This is a genomic window from Streptomyces sp. KL116D (assembly GCF_030766975.1).
GTDB lineage: Bacteria > Actinomycetota > Actinomycetes > Streptomycetales > Streptomycetaceae > Streptomyces > Streptomyces longispororuber_A.
On the sequence record NZ_JASERH010000042.1, the window covers coordinates 87,588 to 108,171 of the forward strand.

Below are 20,584 nucleotides of genomic sequence, written 5' to 3' on the forward strand. Positions count from 1 at the left end.
AGCATTCGACAGGCGCGGACCACCGAAGCGTGCCCCCTCGCACGACTCCGGGCCCGGGACGTCCGAGACCGTCCGGATTTCCCAGACTAGGTGCGTTGTCCACCTTCGTACGACAAAATCCCCGAACTTACCCGGACATCACCACACAGGGACGACGGGGCTCCACCTCGGGCGCCCCGTCCGTCACGTGTCCCTGCTCATCTCACGGTGAAGTGCAAAGTGTCCTGGAGGAAGGGGATCTTCAGCCAGGGATCCGGCTGCGCCATCATCGCGAGCAGCACGATGGCGAGGCCGAGGATCCCGTACGTGACCAGGTCCGTGAAGCGCGAGCGCACGGCCAGCATGCCGACCGACGGCAGCACCCAGCGCAGCACGGCCCCGCCGAGCAGGGCGACCCCGACCAGGATGCAGCCGACCCGGAACAGGTCGAAGGCGGTGAGCAGCAGCCCGAGCCCGGCCACCGACAGGACGGCGATCAGCGGCCACTGCCGGGCGGGCGCCGGGGCGTCACCCGGGGCCGCCCGGCCGCCGCCCTCGGGGCGCGCGGTGTCGCGCGTCCACAGCGGGAAGCGCCGGGTGCCCCGCTTCTTCTCGCCCCCGGCCGCGTCAGCCGACACCGTTCGCGTTCCGTTCGGCTGCTTCCACGACGTTCACGAGGAGCTGGGCGCGGGTCATCGGGCCGACGCCGCCCGGGTTCGGCGAGATCCAGCCGGCGACCTCGGCCACGCCCGGGTGGACGTCGCCGACGATCTTGCCGTTCGCGTCGCGCGAGACGCCGACGTCGAGCACGGCCGCGCCCGGCTTGATGTCCTCGGGCTTGATCAGGTGCGGGACGCCCGCGGCGGCCACGACGATGTCGGCGCGCCGCAGGTGGCTCGCGAGGTCACGGGTGCCGGTGTGGCACTGGGTGACCGTGGCGTTCTCGGACTTGCGGGTGAGCAGCAGCGGCATCGGCCGTCCGATGGTCACGCCACGGCCGACCACGACGACCTCGGCGCCCTTGATCTCGACGCCGTGCTGCCGGAGCAGCGTGATGATGCCGTACGGGGTGCAGGGCAGCGGCGCCGGCTCGTTCAGGACCAGGCGGCCGAGGTTCATCGGGTGCAGGCCGTCGGCGTCCTTGGCCGGATCCATCAGTTCGAGGATGCGGTTCTCGTCGATGCCCTTGGGGAGCGGCAGCTGCACGATGTAGCCGGTGCAGGCCGGGTCCTCGTTGAGCTCGCGGACGACCGCCTCGATCTCCTCCTGCGTCGCCGTGGCGGGCAGTTCGCGCTGGATCGACGCGATGCCGACCTGCGCGCAGTCACGGTGCTTTCCTGCCACGTACTTCTGGCTGCCGGGGTCCTCCCCCACGAGAATCGTGCCGAGGCCGGGCGTGACGCCCTTCTCCTTCAGCGCCGCCACGCGGGCGGTCAGTTCGGACTTGATCGCGGCTGCGGTGGCCTTGCCATCGAGAATCTGGGCGGTCATGGCACCCATTGTTTCAGGGCGGCCCTGGTTCACCCAAGTTGCACTTGCACAACAGCCCATACCCCCCACTGGACAGGGGGCCATCGGGTTGAGAACCATGATCGGCGCCGCTCCCTCACATCGTCCACCACTGCCTCTCACCGTCCCCGGAGGAATCACGCCATGAGTTTCGGCGACCCCAACAACCCCTACGGACAGCAACCGCCGCAGGGCAGCCCGTACGGGCAGCAGGCCCCGCAGGGAGTGCCGCCGCAGGGCTACGGCTACCCGCAGCAGCCCGGCCAGCCCTACGGCGCCTACCCCCAGCAGGGGATGCCGCCCGGTACGCCGCCGATCGCCTCGATGGGCCGCAGGTTCGGCGCGCGGCTGATCGACGGGGTGCTGTTCTTCATCGTGTACGCGGTGATCCTGGCGCCGAAGTTCACCGACCTGGTCGACGACGTGCGCGCCTGTGACGCCGGCTCGTCGACGTACGACACGTGCATGGACAACGCCGTCTCGGACTTCCAGTCCTCGGTCCTGCCGGTCGCCGGCCTGTTCATGCTCCTCGTGCTGCTCTACGAGGTCCTGATGGTCGCGTTCGCCGGCGCCACGCTGGGCAAGATGGCGGTCGGCATCCGCGTCCTGAAGGCGGAGACCGGTGAGAAGCCGGGCATCGGCGGCGGCTTCCTGCGCTGGGTCATCCCGACGGTCGGCGCGTTCGCCTGCGGCATCGGCCAGCTCCTCGTCTACCTCTCCCCGTTCTGGGACAAGTCCGGCCGCAAGCAGGGCTGGCACGACAAGGTCGCGAGCACGGTCGTCGTCCAGGTGCGGTGAACCCGCACCACACGCGGAAGGGCCCGCCGGTCGTCGACCGGCGGGCCCTTCCGCGTGTGGTGCGGGGCGGCTCAGTGGAAGAAGTGCCGCGTGCCCGTGAAGTACATCGTCACGCCGGCCTTCTTGGCAGCCTCGACGACCTGCTCGTCACGGATCGAACCGCCGGGCTGCACGATCGCCCGCACTCCGGCGTCGATCAGGATCTGCGGCCCGTCGGGGAACGGGAAGAACGCGTCCGAGGCGGCGTACGAGCCGCGTGCCCGCTCCTCGCCGGCCCGCTCGACGGCGAGCTTGCAGGAGTCGACGCGGTTGACCTGGCCCATGCCGACGCCGACGGAGGCGCCGTCCTTGGCGAGCAGGATCGCGTTGGACTTCACGGCGCGGCAGGCGCGCCAGGCGAACGCCAGCTCGTCCAGCTCGCCCTGCGACAGGGCGTCGCCGGTCGCGAGGGTCCAGGTGGCCGGGTTGTCGCCGTCGGCCTGGAGGCGGTCGGTGACCTGGAGCAGCGCGCCGCCGTCGATCTGCTTCGTCTCGACCGTCGCGGCCGGGCCGTTCGGGGCGCGCAGCACGCGGATGTTCTTCTTCTTGGTGAGGGCTTCGAGGGCGCCGTCCTCGTAGTCGGGCGCGACGATGACCTCGGTGAAGATGTCGGCGACCTGCTCCGCCATCTCCTTGGTGACCGGCCGGTTCACGGCGATGACGCCGCCGTAGGCCGAGACCGGGTCGCAGGCGTGGGCCTTGCGGTGGGCCTCCGCCACGTTCCCGGCGACCGCGATGCCGCACGGATTCGCGTGCTTGATGATCGCGACGCAGGGGTCCTCGTGGTCGTACGCGGCACGGCGCGCGGCGTCCGTGTCCGTGAAGTTGTTGTACGACATCTCCTTGCCGTGCAGCTGCTCGGCCTCGGCGAGGCCGCCCGTGCCGTCGACGTAGAGGGCCGCGCCCTGGTGCGGGTTCTCGCCGTAGCGCAGGACGTTCTTGCGCGTGTAGGTGGCGCCCAGGAACTCGGGGTGACCGCTGTCGTCGGCGGCGGCGTAGTCGTCCGCGAACCAGGAGGCCACGGCCACGTCGTACGAGGCGGTGTGCTGGAACGCCTCGGCGGCCAGGCGCTTGCGGGCGGTCAGGTCGAAACCGCCGTCCGCGACGGCCTTCAGCACGTCGCCGTACGCGCCCGGGTTGACGACGACCGCGACCGACGGGTGGTTCTTGGCGGCGGCGCGGACCATCGACGGACCGCCGATGTCGATCTGCTCGACGCACTCGTCGGGGGTGGCGCCCGAGGCGACGGTCTCGCGGAACGGGTAGAGGTTCACGACGACCAGGTCGAACGGCTTCACGCCCAGGTCGGCGAGCTGCTTCTGGTGGTCCTCGAGGCGCAGGTCGGCGAGGATGCCGGCGTGGACCTTCGGGTGCAGCGTCTTCACGCGCCCGTCGAGGCACTCGGGGAACCCGGTGAGCTCCTCGACCTTGGTGACGGGGACCCCGGCACCGGCGATCTTCGCGGCGGTCGAACCGGTGGACACCAGCTCGACGCCCGCCTCGTGGAGCCCGCGCGCCAGCTCCTCCAGACCGGTCTTGTCGTAGACGCTGACCAGCGCCCGGCGAATGGGCCGCTTGTTGCTCTCGGCGGTCACGGGATAACTACCTTTCGTCCCTCAATGCTGAAGCCGTTACGGGCCAGACGCCCCACGACATCGACGAGCAGCGTGCGCTCGACTTCCTTGATGCGCTCGTGCAGAGCGCTCTCGTCGTCCTCGTCCCGGACCTCGACCACGCCCTGGGCGATGATGGGGCCGGTGTCGACGCCGTCGTCGACGAAGTGGACGGTGCATCCGGTGACCTTGGCGCCGTACGCGAGCGCGTCCCGCACACCGTGCGCACCGGGAAAACTGGGCAGCAGGGCCGGGTGCGTGTTCACGAACCGCCCGCCGAACCGCGCGAGGAAGTGCTTCCCCACGATCTTCATGAAGCCCGCCGAGACCACCAGGTCCGGCTCGTACGCGGCGGTCGCCTCGGCGAGCGCCCGGTCCCAGTCGGCGCGGTCCGCGTGGTCCTTGACCCGGCACACGAAGGTGGGGATTCCGGCGCGTTCGGCGCGCTCGAGTCCGGCGATGTCCTCGCGGTCGGCGCCGACGGCCACGATCTCGGCGCCGTACGCCCCGGTCCCCTGTGCCGCGATGGCGTCGAGCAGAGCCTGCAGATTCGTACCTGATCCGGAGACCAGCACGACGAGGCGCTTGGCCTTGGCCACGGCGGGGCCCTTTCTGGAGAGCGTCATGCGTTTTTGTACGGTCGTACGAAGGCTTCGGCGTCCCCGATACGGGGAACCCTACGAAGCGGCCGACCGGCAGCAACGATACCGGCACACCGGACGGGCCCCATGGGACGGGGGCGAGGGCTGAAGGTAGCGTCAGCGTCACGGAACGCTGGACGGCCACTGGACGTTGACCTGAAGAGCGGGCCGACCCGCACCGCGAACCATGTGACCGACGACCTATGTGACCGACGACCCAAGGGAAGACGCACACCTGATGCCGGACCGAAGCCTTCGCCTCACGCTGCCCGCCGGCGCCGTCCTGCCGCGCGAAGGCCGACCCACGCCGTCGCCGGCCAAGGAGTCCGACGGACCCGGGAAGAACGCCGGGGCCTCCGGCGGTTCCAGTGGCTCCGGCGGTTCCGGTGGTTCCGGCGGTTCCGGTGAGGACAACCCGTTCGCGCCGCCGCCCGAGGGCACGCCCGACCGTCCGTGGCAGCCGCGCCGTCCGGAGGGCTCGGACGAGCCGTCGGACTCCACGCCGTGGGGCAGCCAGTGGAGCGACCGCCAGCCCGGCCGCGCCCAGGGCGGCGGCTTCGGCGAGCGCCCCCGCATCGGCGGCGGTGGCAACGGACAGGGCGGGCCCGAGGGCCAGGGCCCCGGTCCGGCCGGCGGCATGCGCTGGGACCCCACGGACCCGGCCCAGCGCCGCGCGCGCTACGCACTGCTCTCCGGCATGTGGGGCTTCTTCTTCGCCCTGTTCAACTGGCCGTACGTGGCACTGCTGCTCGGCGCGCTCGCCCTGTACTGGGGCATCAGCGCCCTGCGGGCGAAGCCCCGCACCCCGGACCCGGACGCCCCGGCCCCGGCGAGGCCGACCCCCGACGCGTCCCGTCCGCAGACGACGGCGGCGGTCAGCGGCCTGGTCACCGGCGGTCTCGCGCTGGCGATGGTGGCGGCGATGTTCACGGCCAAGATGGCGTACAGCGACTACTACGAGTGCCGGGCGGACGCCCTGACGAACGCGGCGAAGCAGTCCTGCGAAGACCTCCTCCCGAAGGAACTCCGCCCCCTCCTGGGCACCCGCTGACCGTCACCCGACCTCGGCCAACGAGCTGCGGCCGCCCACACCCAGGGCAACGGCTCCCGCCCCCACGGGCAGCGGCTGCCGCGCCGCCGTGGACAACGACTGCCGCCCCGCCTCGGACACCTCCCGCCCAGCCGCCCTGGGCAACGGCTCCCCGCCACCGAACGACTGCCGCCCTCGCCTTGGGCAATCTGCCGCCTGGGGCGGCAGGGTGGGCAAGGCGGCCCCCGGTGCCGCGCACCAGTGATCGGGGGCCGGACCGGTACGGGTCAGTCGTCTGTGGTGCCGCCCGTCCCGGGGTGGTCCGTCGGAGACGACGACGCCTCCTTGAGGGCCGCCCAGCGGGACTCGCGGGACGCCTGGTCGAAGAAGTCGTAGGGCTCGAACTCGGCGGGGCCGGAGCCGGAACCCGAGCCGGAACCAGAACCGGAGCCGGGCCCCAGTTCAGACTCCGGCTCCCCCGCCGCACGCCTGCGCACCACCACCGACGCCGCCCACGCCGACACCCGCCCCCGCACCCCGGCCTCCCGCCACCACCGCACCCCGAGCGCCACCGGCACCCCCACCCCCACGACCCACCCCACCGAGGCCGCCCCCACCAGCCACCCCACCGGCCCGAACTCCGCCAGCGCCACCAGCCCGAGCGCCCCGCCCGCGGCGACCCCCAGACACGCCATCCCCGCGCCGCACAGCCCCGCGGCCACCGCCACCGCCCCGGCGACCCGCCCCGCCGACCACGCCCCCGTCTCCCCGACCACGAACCACGCCACGGTCACCGCGGCGGCGACCGGCACCACTCCGACGGCCCACGTGAGCGGCCCCCCACCACCCTCGGAGGGCAACGCCGCGAGCAGGGGGAACGCGGACAGCAGCGGACCACCGGACCCGCCGAGCGGCCCCACGGCGTGCCCCGCCCCGAGCACGACCCCGGGCCCGAGCGCGTAGGAGGCACCCCAGATCACCGCGTTCGGCACCAGCGCGAAGCAGAGCAGCAGCACCGCGAACCGCCCCGACCACGCCGCCGTCAGCTGCAGGAACGACTCCCGCACCGCCACCCCGTGCCGGACGAGCCCCGCGGCCACCACCAGCGCGCCCCCGGCCACCAGCACCAGCACCCCGGCGGCCGCCGCCCGCGCGGCGACCGGCAGCACCTCCCGTACGAACGACTCCGGCAGCACCTCCGCGCACCGCCGCAGCACCCCGGGCACCGGCCCCCGCGGCCGCCCGTGCGCGGTCCACACCCCGGCCCCGGCCGCCACGACGGCGACCACGAGCAGATGTGCCCCGCAGCTCACCCAGGAGGGCCGCAGCTCACCGCCCGACGCGTAGTACGCAGCCGCGGAGCCGACCAGCAGATAGCCGAGCGCCACCCCGCCCCACGCCCCGGCCGCGGACGCCGCGGGCTCGCCCTCCGCGGTCTCCGCGGCGTCCCGCGCCGCCCGGTGCACCAGCCACACCGGCAGCGCGAGCAGCAGCAACGGCGTCACGCCCATCGGCGCGGGCACCCCGGAGAGCGTGTCCGTCCTGACCACCTCGGCGCCGTGCGCCAGCAGCCACAGCGCGGCGGCGGTGTGCAGGGCGCCGCCGGGGCCGCTGTCCGGGTACGGCGAGCTGATCCACAGCACCATCACGAGCACCGCGCACGCCCCGAGCCCGAGACCCGCCGCCACGGCCCCGCCGAACACCCCGGAGGCGGGGCCCGGCGATCGCTCCCGCACCCGGGTCAGCAGCAGGGGCAACGACAGTCCACGGCCGGTCATTTGGGTCACCGGGCCATGCTCCCAACGACACGCGCTTTCCCCTTGCAACAGGCGAAGTCCGGATGTGTCGCTCAAGATACGTTTATGTACTTTTTCGCGCGAAAGGGTGTGTGGAGTTCACCATGACGCAGGGCCCTGCCACCCCACTGCCGACGCCGAAGGAGCGCCGCAGGCTCCGCGAGGCGAAGTCCCTGACACAGGCTCAGGTCGCCGCGACGGTCGGCGTGACACGCGAAACGGTCCGTTCCTGGGAATCGGGCCGTACCTCCCCCAGAGGCCGTAAGAGAGTCGCCTACGCGAAGCTCCTCACGGAGCTCGCCGGAACACCGGCACCGGCAGCCGCGCCGGTGCAGGAACCGGAGCTGGTCGCGGTCGGCGCGGCGAGCACCACCCCATCGGTGGACCTGGCGAAGACGACGTCCCCGAAGCCCCGCCCCACCGAACGGACCCCCCTGAAGTCCGCGTCCGAGGCCTTCGACGCGCTCTACACCCACTGCGCACCGCACCTGGTGCGCCAGACCTATCTGCTCACCGGCCGCCGCACGCTCGCCCGCGAGTCCGTGGAACGCGCCTTCCAGCAGGCCTGGCAGCGCTGGCCGGAGGTCGCGGTCGACCCCGATCCGGCGGGCTGGGTGCGGGCCGCGGCGTACGAGTACGCGATGTCGCCCTGGCACCGGATGCGCCCGGCCCACCGCCACCCGGACGCGCCGCCCGCCGACCCGGACGACCGCAAGCTCCTCGACGTACTCCTGAGCCTGCCGCCGGCCTACCGGCGCACGCTGCTGCTCTACGACGGGGTGGGTCTCGACCTGCCGGAGACCGCCGCGGAGACGGAGGCCAGCACCCCGGCCGCCGCCAACCGGATCCTGCACGCCCGCGAGGCCGTCGCCGAGCAGCTGCCCGACCTCGCCGTCCCCGAGCAGCTGCACCGGCGGCTGACGGAGCTGGCGGGCGCGGAGAAGCTCGACGCGCCCGGTTCGACCCTGGTGCGCAGCGGCAGCGAGAAGCGCACCCGGTTCTGGACCCGGGCCGCGATCGCCGTCACCGTGCTGATCGTCGGCGCCACGGCCCTCACCGTCCGGGTCGCGCCGACGCACTACGAACCGGTGCCCGCGCCCGGCGCACCCATCAGCGGCGTACCGCCGCTGACCGGCCCCGACCGGCTGACGGAGGGCGACCTGGAGCTGCGCAGGCAGTTGCGCGGCGAGCTGAGCGGCGGTCCCGAGCGGCTCGCCCCCGCCGCCGAGTAGCCGGAAACGATCAGTGGGCCCGTACCGTCGCCGGTGCGGGCCCACTGATCTGTGTACAGCCGCTGGTTACGAGAGGAGCTCGCGGGCCAGCTTCGCCGTCTCGGTCGGCGTCTTGCCGACCTTGACGCCGGCGGCCTCGAGGGCCTCCTTCTTCGCCTGCGCGGTGCCGGAGGAGCCGGAGACGATGGCGCCGGCGTGGCCCATGGTCTTGCCCTCGGGCGCCGTGAAGCCGGCGACGTAGCCGACGACCGGCTTCGTCACGTTGGCCTTGATGAAGTCGGCCGCGCGCTCCTCGGCGTCGCCGCCGATCTCACCGATCATGACGATCAGGTCGGTCTCGGGGTCGGCCTCGAACGCGGCGAGCGCGTCGATGTGCGTGGTGCCGATGACCGGGTCGCCACCGATGCCGACGGCCGACGAGAAGCCGATGTCACGGAGCTCGTACATCATCTGGTACGTCAGCGTGCCGGACTTCGAGACCAGGCCGATGCGGCCCGGCTTCGTGATGTCGCCCGGGATGATGCCGGCGTTCGACTGGCCCGGCGTGATGAGGCCGGGGCAGTTCGGGCCGATGATGCGGGTCTTGTTGCCCTTCGACTGCGCGTACGCCCAGAAGGCGGCGGAGTCGTGGACGGCGATGCCCTCGGTGATGACGACGGCGAGGGGGATCTCGGCGTCGATCGCCTCGACCACGGCGGCCTTGGAGAAGGCCGGCGGGACGAAGAGGACGGACACGTTGGCGCCCGTCTTCTCCATCGCCTCGGCGACCGAGCCGAAGACCGGGACCTCGGTGCCGTCGAAGTCGACGGACGTGCCCGCCTTGCGCGGGTTGACGCCACCGACGATGTTCGTGCCGTCGGCCAGCATGAGCTTGGTGTGCTTCATGCCCGTGGCACCGGTCATGCCCTGGACGATGACCTTGCTGTCCTTGTTGAGGAAGATAGCCATGGCTGTTCTGTCCCTCGTCCCTTACTTCGCGGCCGCGAGCTCGGCGGCCTTGTCGGCCGCGCCGTCCATGGTGTCCACGCGCTGCACCAGCGGGTGGTTGGCGTCGGAGAGGATCTTGCGACCCAGCTCGGCGTTGTTGCCGTCGAGGCGGACGACGAGCGGCTTCTCGACCTTCTCGCCCTTCTCCTCCAGGAGGGCAAGCGCCTGGACGATGCCGTTGGCGACCTCGTCACAGGCGGTGATGCCGCCGAAGACGTTGACGAACACGGACTTGACGTCCGGGTCGCCGAGGATGATCTCCAGGCCGTTCGCCATGACCGCGGCCGAGGCGCCGCCGCCGATGTCGAGGAAGTTGGCCGGCTTCACGCCGCCGTGGTTCTCACCGGCGTACGCGACGACGTCCAGCGTCGACATGACCAGACCGGCACCGTTGCCGATGATGCCGACCTCGCCGTCGAGCTTGACGTAGTTGAGGCCCTTGGCCTTGGCAGCAGCCTCGAGCGGGTTGGCTGCGTCCTTGTCCTCGAGAGCCTCGTGCTCCGGCTGGCGGAAGTCGGCGTTGGCGTCCAGGGACACCTTGCCGTCGAGCGCCAGGATGCGGCCGTCCTTGGTCTTGACCAGCGGGTTCACCTCGACGAGGAGCGCGTCCTCGGCGACGAAGGTGTCCCACAGGGTGACCAGGGCCTCGGCGACGCCCTCGGCCACGTCGGCCGGGAACTTCGCCTGGGCGACGATCTCGCGGGCCTTGGCGATGTCCACGCCGTCCACGGCGTTGACCGGGACCTTCGCGAGGGCCTCGGGGGTCTTCTCCGCGACCTCCTCGATGTCCATGCCGCCCTGCACCGAGGCCATGGCCAGGAAGGTGCGGTTGGTGCGGTCGAGGAGGTACGAGACGTAGTACTCCGCCTCGATCTCCGGAGACAGCTCGGCGATCATCACCTTGTGGACCGTGTGGCCCTTGATGTCCATACCGAGGATGTCGGTGGCTCGGGCCACGGCCTCGTCGGCGTTCGCGGCCAGCTTGACGCCGCCCGCCTTGCCGCGGCCGCCGACCTTCACCTGGGCCTTGACGACAGACTTGCCGCCAAGACGCTCGGTCGCCTCGCGGGCTGCCTCAGGCGTGTCGATGACTTCACCGGCCAGCACCGGTACACCGTGCTTGGCGAAGAGGTCCCTCGCCTGGTACTCGAACAGGTCCACGCGCGTCCGTCCCTATCAGTGATCTCGCGGTTCGATTTCCTGCGTGGGCGTGCCGCGATGGGCAACGTGACTCCGCTGTCACAAGGGAGGCGTACGAGGCGTACACAGTGGCCGGGTACGCGGCATGTCCGTCTCGCAGGTTATCGCCGCTCAGCGACGGCTTCTAAATCACAGATCACACCTGAGCGGTGATACCGGTCACAGAGCGTCCCGTTTGTGCCGCTGTTTGCCGCCGTTCGCCGCTTCTCTGCGGCTGTGCGAGGCCTCACCGTGCGGGGGTACGCACGGTGAGGCCACCCGATGGGCGCCGGAAGTTCACACCGGAGCCCTGGGCGGGCGGTCCCGTCCCCACGGGGTCACCCGCCCGTACGCCGGCTGTCCGCCCGGTCCGACCGATGGCGTTCGGCCGTCCGGGCGTCGCGGCGTCGGTCAGATGCCCTGGACGTAGCTGGGCGCGACGGCGGACGCGACGCCCTGCACGCCGCTGACGGCGTTGCCCGCGAGCGGCTGGACGTCGGCGGTGACGGTGCCCGTGAGGTCCTGGGCGAACGGGGCGACCTCGCCGACGACGCCGCCCGCCAGCGGCGCCACGTCGTCGCCGACCACGGTCTGCGCGAACGGCGCGACGTTCTCGCCGACCACCCCGTACGCGAACGGCGCCACGTCACCGGTCACGCCCTGCGCCAGGCCGTACGCGCTGGTGCCGACGCCCTGCACGACCGGCCGCACGTGGTCGACGACCGTCTGCACCAGCGGCTGCACGGCGCCGACGACGCCGCCGGCGAACGGCTGGACGTCGTCCCCGACGACCGCCTGCGCGAACGGGGTGACCTCACCGGTGACCCCGGTGGCCAGCGGCTGGACCTGCCCGGTGACGCCGGCGGCGAAGGGCGCGACGTTGTCGCCGACGACGGTCTGCGCGAACGGCGTCACGTCCCCGACGGCACCGCCCGCGAGCACCGTGACGTCGCCGAGCGCCTGGTCCACGACCGGCAGCACGCCGTGCACCGCGGTGGCGGCGACGGGCGGCAGGACGGCGGTGGCGGTCTCGTCGACGACCGGGGTCGCGGTCGCCCGCACCTGGTCGACGCGCACCTGGTCGACCAGGTTCTGCGCGTGGACCTGCGCGAACTGCGCGCTGGTCGTCACCTGGTCCTGGACCTGCTCGCGCGTCTGGTCCAGCACGTAGCCGGGGTCCTGGGCGGCGGCCCGCGACAGCTCCTGCTGGAGCTCGGGGGCGAAGGAGGCGAGCGGGCCGAAGAGGTAGTCGACCTCCTGCCGGGCGTCGGCCACGGAGGGGACGGACGGGGCGGCCTTGTCGGTGACCGCCGTGTGTGCGCCCTCGACGTACTGGCGGGCCTGCTCGGCGGCGGCGGTCGCGTGGGCCGTGACCTTGGCGGCGGTGGCCTCGGCGGCGGGCGCGGCCTTGGCGGCGGCCTTCGTGGCGGCGGCCTTGTCGGTGACCCGGTCGGCGGCCTTGCTGCCGGTCGCCTTGCCGGTGACCTGGTCCGTCACGTGCGCGGCCGTGTCCTGGACGTCGGCGACGGCGTCACCGGCCACGTCCGGTACGGAGACCGAGTGGGCGGGCAGCTCGTCGGCGCTGGCCACGGCCGAGCCGAGGGCCCAGGCGCCGGAGACGCCCGCGGCTATGACGATGGAGCGGCGGATGTTCTTGTTCATGAGTGCGTGATTCCTTCGAGTTCCGGCTGGTTCCGGAGGGACTCCGGGGTGTCGGGCAGACCTGTTCCGCCCCCGCGCGGCAGGTCGAGCGGGGAACTGGCTGCCCTAGCCGGGAAATTCGGGAATGTCGCGATGCCGGTCGGCCACCGGCGAGGGGGCGCCGGACGCGAGCGCGCCGGGCACCAGCAGAACGGGCAGGCGGCCGCCGAACGCCGCCGCGTGCAGATCACCGTGCCGGGTCGAACCGCCGTCACCCGCGGCCGCACCGGCCGAGGGCACGCCGTCGGGACGCGGCGGCGCGGCGGGCGCGCCCGGCTGACCCGCGGCCCGTGCGACCGGAGCCGCCCGGTGGCCGGCGGGCCGGTATCCGTACGCGTATCCGGCACCTTGGTCCACGACCGCGTGAGCCGTCCGCTCCGCCGGGGACTTGGCGTCCGGGCGGGTGGCGGGCCGCTTCTCGGTGCCGGCCGGGACCACGTCACTGCCCGGCTGCCGCGGTACGCCCGTGGTGGGCGGCTGCGGCGCCGGGTCGGACACGCCGGGCAGGCCCGGGAGTCCGGGGAGTCCCGGCCACGACGGCGAGCCGGACGGCAACGGCCGGGGCGCCGCCTCGGCGAGCCCCTCGACGACCGCCCCGGTCAAGGCGCCGACCGGCCGCACGACGTCGTCCACCGTGTGGAGGACGGGCCGCAGGACCCGGTCGTTCACCGGGTCGACGACGTGCTCGCGAACCGGTTCGGTGGCCCGGTCGACCACCTGCTCGCGCACGGGGTCGACCACCCGGTCGCGCACGGGCTCGGTGACCCGGTGCCGAACGGGTTCGGTGACGTGCTCCCGAACCGGCTCGGCGAGGTGCTCCCTGACCGGCTCGGTGGCGGGCTCGGCCACGCGCTCGCGCACCGGCTCCGCCACCCGCTCGCGCACTCCGCGCACCGCATCGGACACCGCGTCCCGTGCCGCCGCGGTGTGCGGTACGAGGCTGTCGGTGGACGTGTCCGCGTGGGCCCGGCCGCCGCAGAGGAAACCGAGGGCGATCAACCCGCCGAGCAGCAGCGCCAGTTGCAGCGCACGCCGACCGCCCGTCGAGCGCGGCAGGCGCTCGGCGGGGGCGGGAAGGGCCATCGGGGAAGTCACGGTGCGCCGATCCTCGCACGGGACGCGGGAGGCTGCGCAAGCCCCGTGTTACCGATGGGTACTCATATCCGGTTCGCCACCGCTCCCCCGGTTTCCGCCGCCGCGTCCGGTATCGGCAGCGGCCGCTTCTCGATGGCCGCGGCCATGACGTCGGGAAACAGGTCGGGCGTGCAGGCGAACGCCGGCGCCCCGAGTCCGGCGAGCGCCGCCGCGTGTTCCCGGTCGTAGGCGGGCGCGCCCTCGTCGGAGAGCGCGAGCAGCGTCACGAACTGCACCCCGGACGCCTTCATCGCGGCGACCCGCTTCAGCATCTCGTTGCGTATCCCGCCCTCGTAGAGGTCCGAGATGAGGACGACGACGGTCTCCGCGGGCCGGGTGATCTGCGACTGGCAGTACGCGAGCGCCCGGTTGATGTCGGTGCCGCCGCCGAGCTGGGTGCCGAAGAGGACGTCGACCGGGTCGTCCAGCTGGTCGGTGAGGTCGACCACCGCCGTGTCGAAGACGACGAGGCGGGTCTGGATCGAGCGCATGGAGGCGAGCACGGCGCCGAACACGGAGGCGTAGACGACGGACGCCGCCATCGAGCCCGACTGGTCGATGCAGAGGATGACTTCCTTCTTCACCGCCTGCGAGGCCCGCCCGTACCCGATGAGCCGCTCGGGCACGATCGTGCGGTACTCCGGCAGGTAGTGCTTGAGGTTGGCCGCGATCGTGCGGTTCCAGTCGATGTCGTGGTGGCGCGGGCGGCTGATCCGGGCGCTGCGGTCGAGGGCGCCGGTGAGCGTCGCCCGGGTGCGCGTGGCGAGCTTCTTCTCCAGGTCGTCGACGACCTTGCGGACGACGGCGCGGGCCGTCTCCTTGGTCGTCTCCGGCATCGCCTTGTTGAGCGAGAGGAGCGTGCCGACCAGGTGCACGTCCGCGTCGAGCGCCTCCAGCATCTCCGGCTCCAGGAGGAGCGCGGAGAGGCCGAGGCGGTCGATCGCGTCGCGCTGCATGACCTGGACGACGGAGGACGGGAAGTACGTGCGGATGTCGCCGAGCCAGCGGGCGACCGAGGGGGCGGAGGCGCCGAGCCCGGCGGATCGGCTGCCGCCGGCCGGCTGGTTCTTGCCCTGGCCCGAGCCGTACAGCGCGGTCAGGGCGCCGTCCATCGCGGCGTCCTGGCCCGCCAGTTGGCAGCCGGTGCCGTCGGCGGCATCGCCGCCCAGCACGAGGCGCCAGCGCCGCAACCGCTCGGCTCCGCCGGCTTCTGGGTACGTCATCTCACTTCCCCCTCAAGGTCGTTCCCGCTGTTGTCGCACTGTCGCGTCTGCCAGGTTCTCGCCGGAGGCGGGTGCGGGTTCGTCGTGGCCGGTGCCGGTAGTCGTTTCGGTCATGTCGCCGCCTTCACGTGGTCGCTGTTGCGCAGTGCCGTCCGCCGGGCGCTTCTCGTCGGCGTCCGCGGGTCTCGTCGTGGCCGGTCGCGCAGTTCCCCGCGCCCCTGGGCGGCCCGTTGAAGGCTGCGCGCCAGCGCATGCCTTTCAGGGGCGCGGGGAACTGCGCGACCAGCCCCCACCGGCCCGCACCCGGGAACGCACCGGCCCGCCCCACCCTCATCCGCCGACCCCAACCCCGGCACCCGCCCCAAGAAGCAACCGCACCACGGGCACCACCGCATCGGCCCGCTCGGCGTCGAGGTCCTCCGCGAAACCGGACGGAGTCCCGCTCACCCCGACCGCCCCACCCCCGGAGGGCCCCCGGCGGACCAGCTCGCCCAGCGTGCGCCGGACCCCGGGCTCGTACGCGGAGAACGTGCGGCGCAGCAGCGGCAGCACATCGGTGAACGCGGACTCCGGGACACCCGTCAGCCAGCCGTCGACCAGCGCGAGGAGCCGCTCGTCGTGGACGAGGAGCAGGCCGCCGCCCGAGCCGCCGCCCACGAACCCCTCGATCCACGCGGCGGCCTCGGCGGGCGGGGTGCCGGGGGACAGTGCGAGACCCATCAGGCGGGCCGTGTCCTCGTCCGTCAACTCGCCCTCGTCCAGCAGGATCCGCGCCGACCGGCCCCTGATCACCCCGGCCACGCCGTCCCGCCCGGCGAGGGTGCGCAGCACCGCGCGCCAGCGCTCGCGCAGCCCCGTGTCCTCAAGGAGGCCGACCGCGGTGTGCACCGCGTCCACATGGCCGCGCATCTCCGTCGCCGCGTCCGTGTCCAGGCCCGCGCAGGCCGGCGGCAGGCCGACGAAGACGCGCTCGGCGAGGCCCGTCGCCACCCCGGCGAGCGCGCCGGTGTCCGTACCGCGCACGTCCCCGTAGCGCAGGGCGCGGACGAGGGCGGGCAGCGCCTGGGCGAGGTGGCCGACGTCCGCGTCGAGAGCGGCCCGGTCGGCGAGCACCCGCATCACCGTGGGCAGCGCGTCCGCGAGGCCGGCCAGCAGGCAGTGCTCGGCGAGCGCGGTGACGTCGGCGAGCGCGGTCGCGGCGACGGCGTCCGTCTCCGCCTTGGCGGTCGCCGCGGCCAGCACGGTCGTCCCCCACACGCCCGCCTCGGCGACCCGCACCGACAGCTCCGGCTCCCAGCGCAGCCGCCACGTCTCCCGGAAGGTGCCGGTGGAGCCGCGGGCGGATCTGGCCGGCTCGCCCCAGGCGATGCCGAGGAGCCGCAGGCGGTGCAGCAGCCGGCTGCGCGCGGCGTCGGTGTCGCCCCGCAGGTCGAGGTCCAACTCCTTCTCCAGCGCCGCCGGTTTGAGGCGCAGGGTGCGCTGCTGCCGGGCGAGGTCGCGCTGCAGCGGCACGGCGGGGGCGGACTCGGGCACCTCGCCCAGGACGTCGCCGACGACGAGCTTGTCGTGGATGAGCGACAGCGGCACGTCCGAGCCCTCGCACAGGACGGCCCGCACGGCGTCGGTGGTCTCCGTCAGCCCGGCCAGCGGCCTGCCGCGCATCACGGCGAGGCTCTCGGCGAGCCGCACCGCCTCGATGACGTGGGCGGACGACACGATGCGGTCCTCGTCGCGCAGCAGTCCCGCGACCTTGGTCAGCCACCGCTCCACGGGCCGGTCGGGCACGCTGAAGAGGTGTCCGTACCAGCCGGGTGACTCGATGCCCGCCCCGTAGCCGCTCGACCGCGCGAGCCGCCGGTGGGTCCACGGCACCCACGTCATGTCGACCTTGGCCTTCGGCAGTCCCTTCAACAGGGCGCGGTCGGCGGTCGCGGTGGTGCGCAGGCGCAGCGCGGGCACGTGCCACGCGCCGCACACGACGGCGACCCCGTCCGTGAACTCGCGCTGCGCGGCCCGCACTTGCAGGCGCATGTACGCCTCGCGCAGCAGGTCACGGCGGTCGCCCCCGTAGGCACCCTCCGCTCCCTCCGCCCCCTCCGTCCCGTCCGCTCCGTCCCCCGATGACTCCCGCAGCGCGCCCATCGCCTCGCCGAGCGCGGCGAACGGGTCGCCCTCCCGGTGCTCGACGACGTCCTCCCACCAGCGCTCCGCGTCGTCGTACCCGGCGGTCTCGGCGAGCACCCGGAGCGGATCGACCCGCACCGCGGCCGCCACGCCCCGGTCGCCCTCGGGAGCTCCGTCGTCCCCTCCGTGCCCTCCCTCACTCCCCTCCTCCTCCGCACCACGCATCGCGAGGCTGTGCGCGGCCGGCAGGTCGATGAAGCGGACGGGCACCTCGTGCCGCAGCGCCCAGCGGATCGCGACCCACTCGGGCGAGAACTCGGCGAACGGCCAGAACGCCGACCTGCCCGGCTCGTCGACGACATGGGCGAGGAGCGCCACCGGTGGCCGCATGTCCTCGTCGGCGGCGAGCGCCACCAGGCCGTCCGCCTCCGGCGGCCCCTCGATGAGGACGACCCGGGGCCGGGCCGCGTCGAGGGCGGTGCGCACGGCCCGCGCGGAGCCCGGCCCGTGGTGCCGGACGCCGAGCAGCAGCGGCGCGGTCATGCGCTCACCTCGCGGCAGGCCCGGTAGAAGTCCTTCCACCCGTCCCGCTCGCGGACCACGGCCTCCAGGTACTCCTGCCAGACGACCCGGTCGGCGGCCGGGTCGCGGACCACGGCGCCGAGGATCCCCGCGGCGATGTCCGAGGGGCGCAGCACGCCGTCCCCGAAGTGCGCGGACAGGGCCAGGCCGTTCGTGACGACGCTGATCGCCTCCGCCGTGGACAGCGTGCCGCTGGGCGACTTCACCTTCGTCCGGCCGTCCGCGGTCACGCCGTCGCGCAGCTCGCGGAAGACGGTGACGACCCGGCGGATCTCGTCGATGCCGTCCGGCGCGGCGGGCAGTTCCAGGGAACGGCCCAGCTGTTCGACCCGCTGCGAGACGATGCCGACCTCCGCCTCGACGCTCGCGGGCAGCGGCAGCACCACGGTGTTGAACCGGCGGCGCAGCGCGCTCGACAGGTCGTTGACCCCGCGGTCGCGGTCATTGGCGGTGGCGATCAGATTGAACCCGCGCACCGCCTGCACCTCCTGCCCCAACTCCGGTATGGGCAGCGTCTTCTCGGACAGGATCGTGATCAGCGTGTCCTGGACGTCCGCGGGGATACGGGTCAGCTCCTCCACACGCGCCGTCATCCCGTCCGCCATCGCGCGCATGACGGGGCTGGGCACGAGCGCGTCCCTGCTCGGACCGTGCGCCAGCAGCTGTGCGTAGTTCCACCCGTACCGGATCGCTTCCTCCGGCGTGCCCGCGGTGCCCTGCACCAGCAGCGTGGAGTCCCCGCTCACGGCGGCCGCGAGATGCTCGGACACCCACGTCTTGGCGGTGCCGGGGACGCCGAGCAGCAGCAGCGCCCGGTCCGTCGCCAGCGTCGTGACGGCCACCTCGACGATGCGGCGCGGTCCCACGTACTTCGGCGTGATCACCGTGCCGTCGGGCAGGGTGCCGCCGAGCAGATACGTGGCGACGGCCCACGGCGACAGGCGCCAGCGGGCCGGCCGCGGCCGGTCGTCCTGTGCGGCCAGCGCGGCGAGCTCGTCCGCGAACGCGTCCTCGGCGTGCGGCCGCAGCACCTGCTCCGCGACTTCGGTCCCGGCCCCGGCCCCCGCCCCGGTCCCGCTCGTGCTTCCGGCCTGGTCCTCGACGGAAACGGTCATGGCTGTCCCCCTCCAACTCGCCCAACTCGAACCATCCCGACGAGGAGTTGTCCGCCCTCGTCGAGCGATGTGTTCCACGGTGCACCACGCCACTGACAATCGACGTCGGCCTGAACATCGCCGCAGGTCACAGCAGTTGTCGGACGGATTGTCAGTGGCGGGACCTACCGTCGAAGACATGACTCAGCAGGGGGTGCGCTGGACGACGGACCAGGTGCTGGCAATGGCGCCTGACGCCGCGTCACGCAAGGCGGGAAGCAAGCTCGGGGCAGCGGGACCCTGGTCGGCGACCGGGAGTTCGGACGAGGGGGCGGTGTGGGGACTGTGCAAGGGCAGCGGCAGCAGGCCGTACCAGACGATCGTGGACACGGGGGCGGGCGCGGGCGGCGGGGCGGGCCCGGCGTACAAGTGCAGTTGCCCGAGCCGGAAGTTCCCGTGCAAGCACGCGCTGGGACTGCTGCTGCTCTGGGCGGGCGGGGACGCCCAGCTGCCGGCCGGGGGGACGCCGCCGGACTGGGCGGAGCAGTGGCTGGAAGGGCGCAGGAAGCGGGCGGAGTCGAAGGAGGCCGCCGCGGCGGCACCGGATTCCGCCGCGCCCCCGGCAGATCCGGAGGCGGTGCGGCGCAGAGCCGAGCGGCGCGCGCAGCGGATCAGCGCGGGCGTCACCGAGCTGGAGCAGCGGCTCGCTGATCTGCTGCGCGGCGGTCTGGCCCAGGCCGAGCAGGCGGGCTACGGGATGTGGGACGAGGCGGCCGCCCGGATGGTCGACGCGCAGGCGCCCGGACTCGCGGCGCGGGTGCGGGAGTTGGGGGCGATACCGGGTTCGGGTCCTGGCTGGCCGGTGCGGCTGCTGGAGGAGTGCGCGCTGCTGCACCTCCTCGACCAGGGCTGGCTGCACCGCGACGAGCTGCCCGACGACCTGGCGGCGACGGTCCGCACCCGTGTGGGCCTGTCACCCCAGGCCACGGCGGCGCCGGCGCGGGACCACTGGCTGGTCCTGTCCCAGTACGACTCGGCGGACGGCCACCTCACCACGCGTCGCGTCTGGCTGTACGGCACGGCGTCGGAGCGCACGGCACTCCTCCTCTCTTATGGGGCGGCGGGCCGCGCCCCCTCCCTGGCCCTGCCGGTGGGCCTGACCCTGGACGCCGCCGTGTCGCGTCATCCCGGGGCGGGGTCCCTGCGGGCGGAGCTGGGCGGCCAGTTCGGGGTGCCGTCGCCAAGCCCCGTACGTCCTGCGGGGGTTGACGTGGCCGGCGCGCTCGCCGCGTACGGGCGGGCCCTGACCGACGATCCGTGGCTGGTGTCCTGGCCGGTGACGCTCGCGGACGTCATACCGACCCAGGACCCGGACGGCGGCTGGCAACTGGCCGACTCCGACGGCAAGTCGGCGCTCCCCGTGACCGCGCAGGCGATCGCGTCCCCCGGTCTGTGGCGGCTTGCGGCGCTGTCCGGCGGGGGTCCGGTGACGGTCTTCGGCGAGTGCGGGCACACCGGTTTCCGCCCGCTGTCGACGTGGACGCCGGACGACGCGGCCGAGGTCATATCGCTGTGCTGACCGGAGCGCGGCGGAGCCGCCCCGCGGCCTCGCCGCGCGGAGACATCCCGCACCGAGACGGGGCCGCAGCAGGTGCACGACGGAAAGGACCGGAGACCCTCATGACGACCACCGCCACCACCTCGACCATCTCAACCTCCTCAACCCCCTCAACCACCACGGACATCACGGATACCGCTGGCACTGATGGCCGCACCATCACCACGGGCACCACAGGTACCAAGAGCACCACGGGCACCGCTCCCGCCACCTGGGACGACCTGGTCACGGCCGCGCTGCTGGGCACGGAGCGCCGCTCGTCGGCCACCCCGCGCACCCTTCTCGACGAGGCCGCCGTGCAGACG

Annotated in this window: 16 protein-coding genes and 1 pseudogene; 5 read left to right on the plus strand and 12 right to left on the minus strand. The window is 73.2% G+C overall.

The genetic code is table 11. The features are described 5' to 3' along the window. Positions 1-197: 197 nt before the first annotated feature. Together RBJ77_RS17610 and RBJ77_RS17615 are read right to left on the minus strand one after the other, a co-directional pair. Complete coding sequence (locus RBJ77_RS17610; RefSeq protein WP_372345890.1) at positions 198-617, minus strand: DUF3017 domain-containing protein; 420 nt, start codon at positions 615-617, stop codon at positions 198-200. Continuing rightward, positions 607-1,470, minus strand: a complete 864-nt coding sequence (locus RBJ77_RS17615) for a bifunctional methylenetetrahydrofolate dehydrogenase/methenyltetrahydrofolate cyclohydrolase (protein ID WP_372345891.1) — start codon at positions 1,468-1,470, stop codon at positions 607-609. The genes RBJ77_RS17610 and RBJ77_RS17615 overlap by 11 nt, the downstream gene beginning before the upstream one ends. Positions 1,471-1,632: 162 nt before the next feature. Between RBJ77_RS17615 and RBJ77_RS17620 the strand changes: the two genes are divergently transcribed. Beyond that, positions 1,633-2,286, plus strand: coding sequence for an RDD family protein (locus tag RBJ77_RS17620; protein ID WP_372345892.1), 654 nt, complete (start codon positions 1,633-1,635; stop codon positions 2,284-2,286). 71 nt (positions 2,287-2,357) lie between these two features. Here the strand turns inward: RBJ77_RS17620 and purH are convergent, their stop codons facing one another. Both purH and purN read right to left on the minus strand, forming a co-directional pair. Next, positions 2,358-3,920, minus strand: coding sequence for a bifunctional phosphoribosylaminoimidazolecarboxamide formyltransferase/IMP cyclohydrolase (purH, locus tag RBJ77_RS17625; protein ID WP_372345893.1), 1,563 nt, complete (start codon positions 3,918-3,920; stop codon positions 2,358-2,360). Beyond that, positions 3,917-4,564: a phosphoribosylglycinamide formyltransferase gene (gene purN, locus RBJ77_RS17630; RefSeq protein ID WP_372345894.1), complete on the minus strand. Its 648-nt coding sequence runs from the start codon at positions 4,562-4,564 to the stop codon at positions 3,917-3,919. Before purN ends, purH begins: the two co-directional genes overlap by 4 nt. Before the next feature lie 253 nt (positions 4,565-4,817). On the opposite strand from purN, the gene RBJ77_RS17635 reads away from it, so the two are divergent. Continuing rightward, positions 4,818-5,630: a hypothetical protein gene (locus tag RBJ77_RS17635; protein ID WP_372345895.1), complete on the plus strand. Its 813-nt coding sequence runs from the start codon at positions 4,818-4,820 to the stop codon at positions 5,628-5,630. A gap of 266 nt (positions 5,631-5,896) precedes the next feature. Here RBJ77_RS17635 and RBJ77_RS17640 read toward each other — a convergent pair whose 3' ends face one another. Beyond that, entirely contained in the window at positions 5,897-7,387 is a 1,491-nt protein-coding gene (locus RBJ77_RS17640) for a DUF6350 family protein (protein ID WP_372345896.1), read from the minus strand. A 122-nt stretch (positions 7,388-7,509) separates the two neighbouring features. On the opposite strand from RBJ77_RS17640, the gene RBJ77_RS17645 reads away from it, so the two are divergent. Then, positions 7,510-8,637, plus strand: coding sequence for a helix-turn-helix domain-containing protein (locus tag RBJ77_RS17645; protein ID WP_372345897.1), 1,128 nt, complete (start codon positions 7,510-7,512; stop codon positions 8,635-8,637). 66 nt (positions 8,638-8,703) lie between these two features. Here the strand turns inward: RBJ77_RS17645 and sucD are convergent, their stop codons facing one another. The 7 genes from sucD to RBJ77_RS17680 all read right to left on the minus strand — a co-directional run bounded on the left by sucD (position 8,704) and on the right by RBJ77_RS17680 (position 18,682). Beyond that, positions 8,704-9,585 (minus strand): succinate--CoA ligase subunit alpha, encoded by an 882-nt coding sequence (gene sucD, locus RBJ77_RS17650; RefSeq protein ID WP_372345898.1) that lies wholly within the window; start codon positions 9,583-9,585, stop codon positions 8,704-8,706. A gap of 21 nt (positions 9,586-9,606) precedes the next feature. Continuing rightward, on the minus strand, positions 9,607-10,785 hold the full coding sequence (sucC, locus tag RBJ77_RS17655; protein ID WP_207825189.1) for an ADP-forming succinate--CoA ligase subunit beta: 1,179 nt from the start codon (positions 10,783-10,785) through the stop codon (positions 9,607-9,609). A 429-nt stretch (positions 10,786-11,214) separates the two neighbouring features. Further along, positions 11,215-12,465: a hypothetical protein gene (locus RBJ77_RS17660; protein ID WP_372345899.1), complete on the minus strand. Its 1,251-nt coding sequence runs from the start codon at positions 12,463-12,465 to the stop codon at positions 11,215-11,217. A gap of 105 nt (positions 12,466-12,570) precedes the next feature. Next, on the minus strand, positions 12,571-13,599 hold the full coding sequence (locus RBJ77_RS17665) for a hypothetical protein (protein ID WP_372345900.1): 1,029 nt from the start codon (positions 13,597-13,599) through the stop codon (positions 12,571-12,573). 62 nt (positions 13,600-13,661) lie between these two features. After that, positions 13,662-14,861 carry a VWA domain-containing protein gene (locus tag RBJ77_RS17670; protein WP_372345901.1) on the minus strand — a complete coding sequence of 400 codons (1,200 nt, stop codon included), beginning with the start codon at positions 14,859-14,861 and terminating at the stop codon, positions 13,662-13,664. A 330-nt stretch (positions 14,862-15,191) separates the two neighbouring features. Further along, positions 15,192-17,528 (minus strand): DUF5682 family protein, encoded by a 2,337-nt coding sequence (locus RBJ77_RS17675; protein WP_372345902.1) that lies wholly within the window; start codon positions 17,526-17,528, stop codon positions 15,192-15,194. Beyond that, complete coding sequence (locus RBJ77_RS17680; protein WP_372345903.1) at positions 17,525-18,682, minus strand: AAA family ATPase; 1,158 nt, start codon at positions 18,680-18,682, stop codon at positions 17,525-17,527. Before RBJ77_RS17680 ends, RBJ77_RS17675 begins: the two co-directional genes overlap by 4 nt. A 178-nt stretch (positions 18,683-18,860) precedes the next feature. On the opposite strand from RBJ77_RS17680, the gene RBJ77_RS17685 reads away from it, so the two are divergent. Continuing rightward, positions 18,861-20,240, plus strand: a complete 1,380-nt coding sequence (locus RBJ77_RS17685; RefSeq protein ID WP_372345904.1) for an SWIM zinc finger family protein — start codon at positions 18,861-18,863, stop codon at positions 20,238-20,240. Between the two features lie 101 nt (positions 20,241-20,341). Then, positions 20,342-20,584, plus strand: a pseudogene (locus RBJ77_RS17690) (hypothetical protein); the annotation flags it as partial.

What these genes read in the sequence shown, in the direction of transcription:
- RBJ77_RS17615 (WP_372345891.1), bottom strand. Translation starts at nt 1,470, where the DNA reads ATGACCGCCCAGATTCTCGATGGCAAGGCCACCGCAGCCGCGATCAAG.
- RBJ77_RS17620 (WP_372345892.1), top strand. Translation starts at nt 1,633, where the DNA reads ATGAGTTTCGGCGACCCCAACAACCCCTACGGACAGCAACCGCCGCAG.
- purN (WP_372345894.1), bottom strand. Translation starts at nt 4,564, where the DNA reads ATGACGCTCTCCAGAAAGGGCCCCGCCGTGGCCAAGGCCAAGCGCCTC.
- RBJ77_RS17635 (WP_372345895.1), top strand. Translation starts at nt 4,818, where the DNA reads ATGCCGGACCGAAGCCTTCGCCTCACGCTGCCCGCCGGCGCCGTCCTG.
- RBJ77_RS17640 (WP_372345896.1), bottom strand. Translation starts at nt 7,387, where the DNA reads ATGACCGGCCGTGGACTGTCGTTGCCCCTGCTGCTGACCCGGGTGCGG.
- RBJ77_RS17645 (WP_372345897.1), top strand. Translation starts at nt 7,510, where the DNA reads ATGACGCAGGGCCCTGCCACCCCACTGCCGACGCCGAAGGAGCGCCGC.
- sucD (WP_372345898.1), bottom strand. Translation starts at nt 9,585, where the DNA reads ATGGCTATCTTCCTCAACAAGGACAGCAAGGTCATCGTCCAGGGCATG.
- RBJ77_RS17660 (WP_372345899.1), bottom strand. Translation starts at nt 12,465, where the DNA reads ATGAACAAGAACATCCGCCGCTCCATCGTCATAGCCGCGGGCGTCTCC.
- RBJ77_RS17670 (WP_372345901.1), bottom strand. Translation starts at nt 14,861, where the DNA reads ATGACGTACCCAGAAGCCGGCGGAGCCGAGCGGTTGCGGCGCTGGCGC.
- RBJ77_RS17675 (WP_372345902.1), bottom strand. Translation starts at nt 17,528, where the DNA reads ATGACCGCGCCGCTGCTGCTCGGCGTCCGGCACCACGGGCCGGGCTCC.
- RBJ77_RS17680 (WP_372345903.1), bottom strand. Translation starts at nt 18,682, where the DNA reads ATGACCGTTTCCGTCGAGGACCAGGCCGGAAGCACGAGCGGGACCGGG.
- RBJ77_RS17685 (WP_372345904.1), top strand. Translation starts at nt 18,861, where the DNA reads ATGACTCAGCAGGGGGTGCGCTGGACGACGGACCAGGTGCTGGCAATG.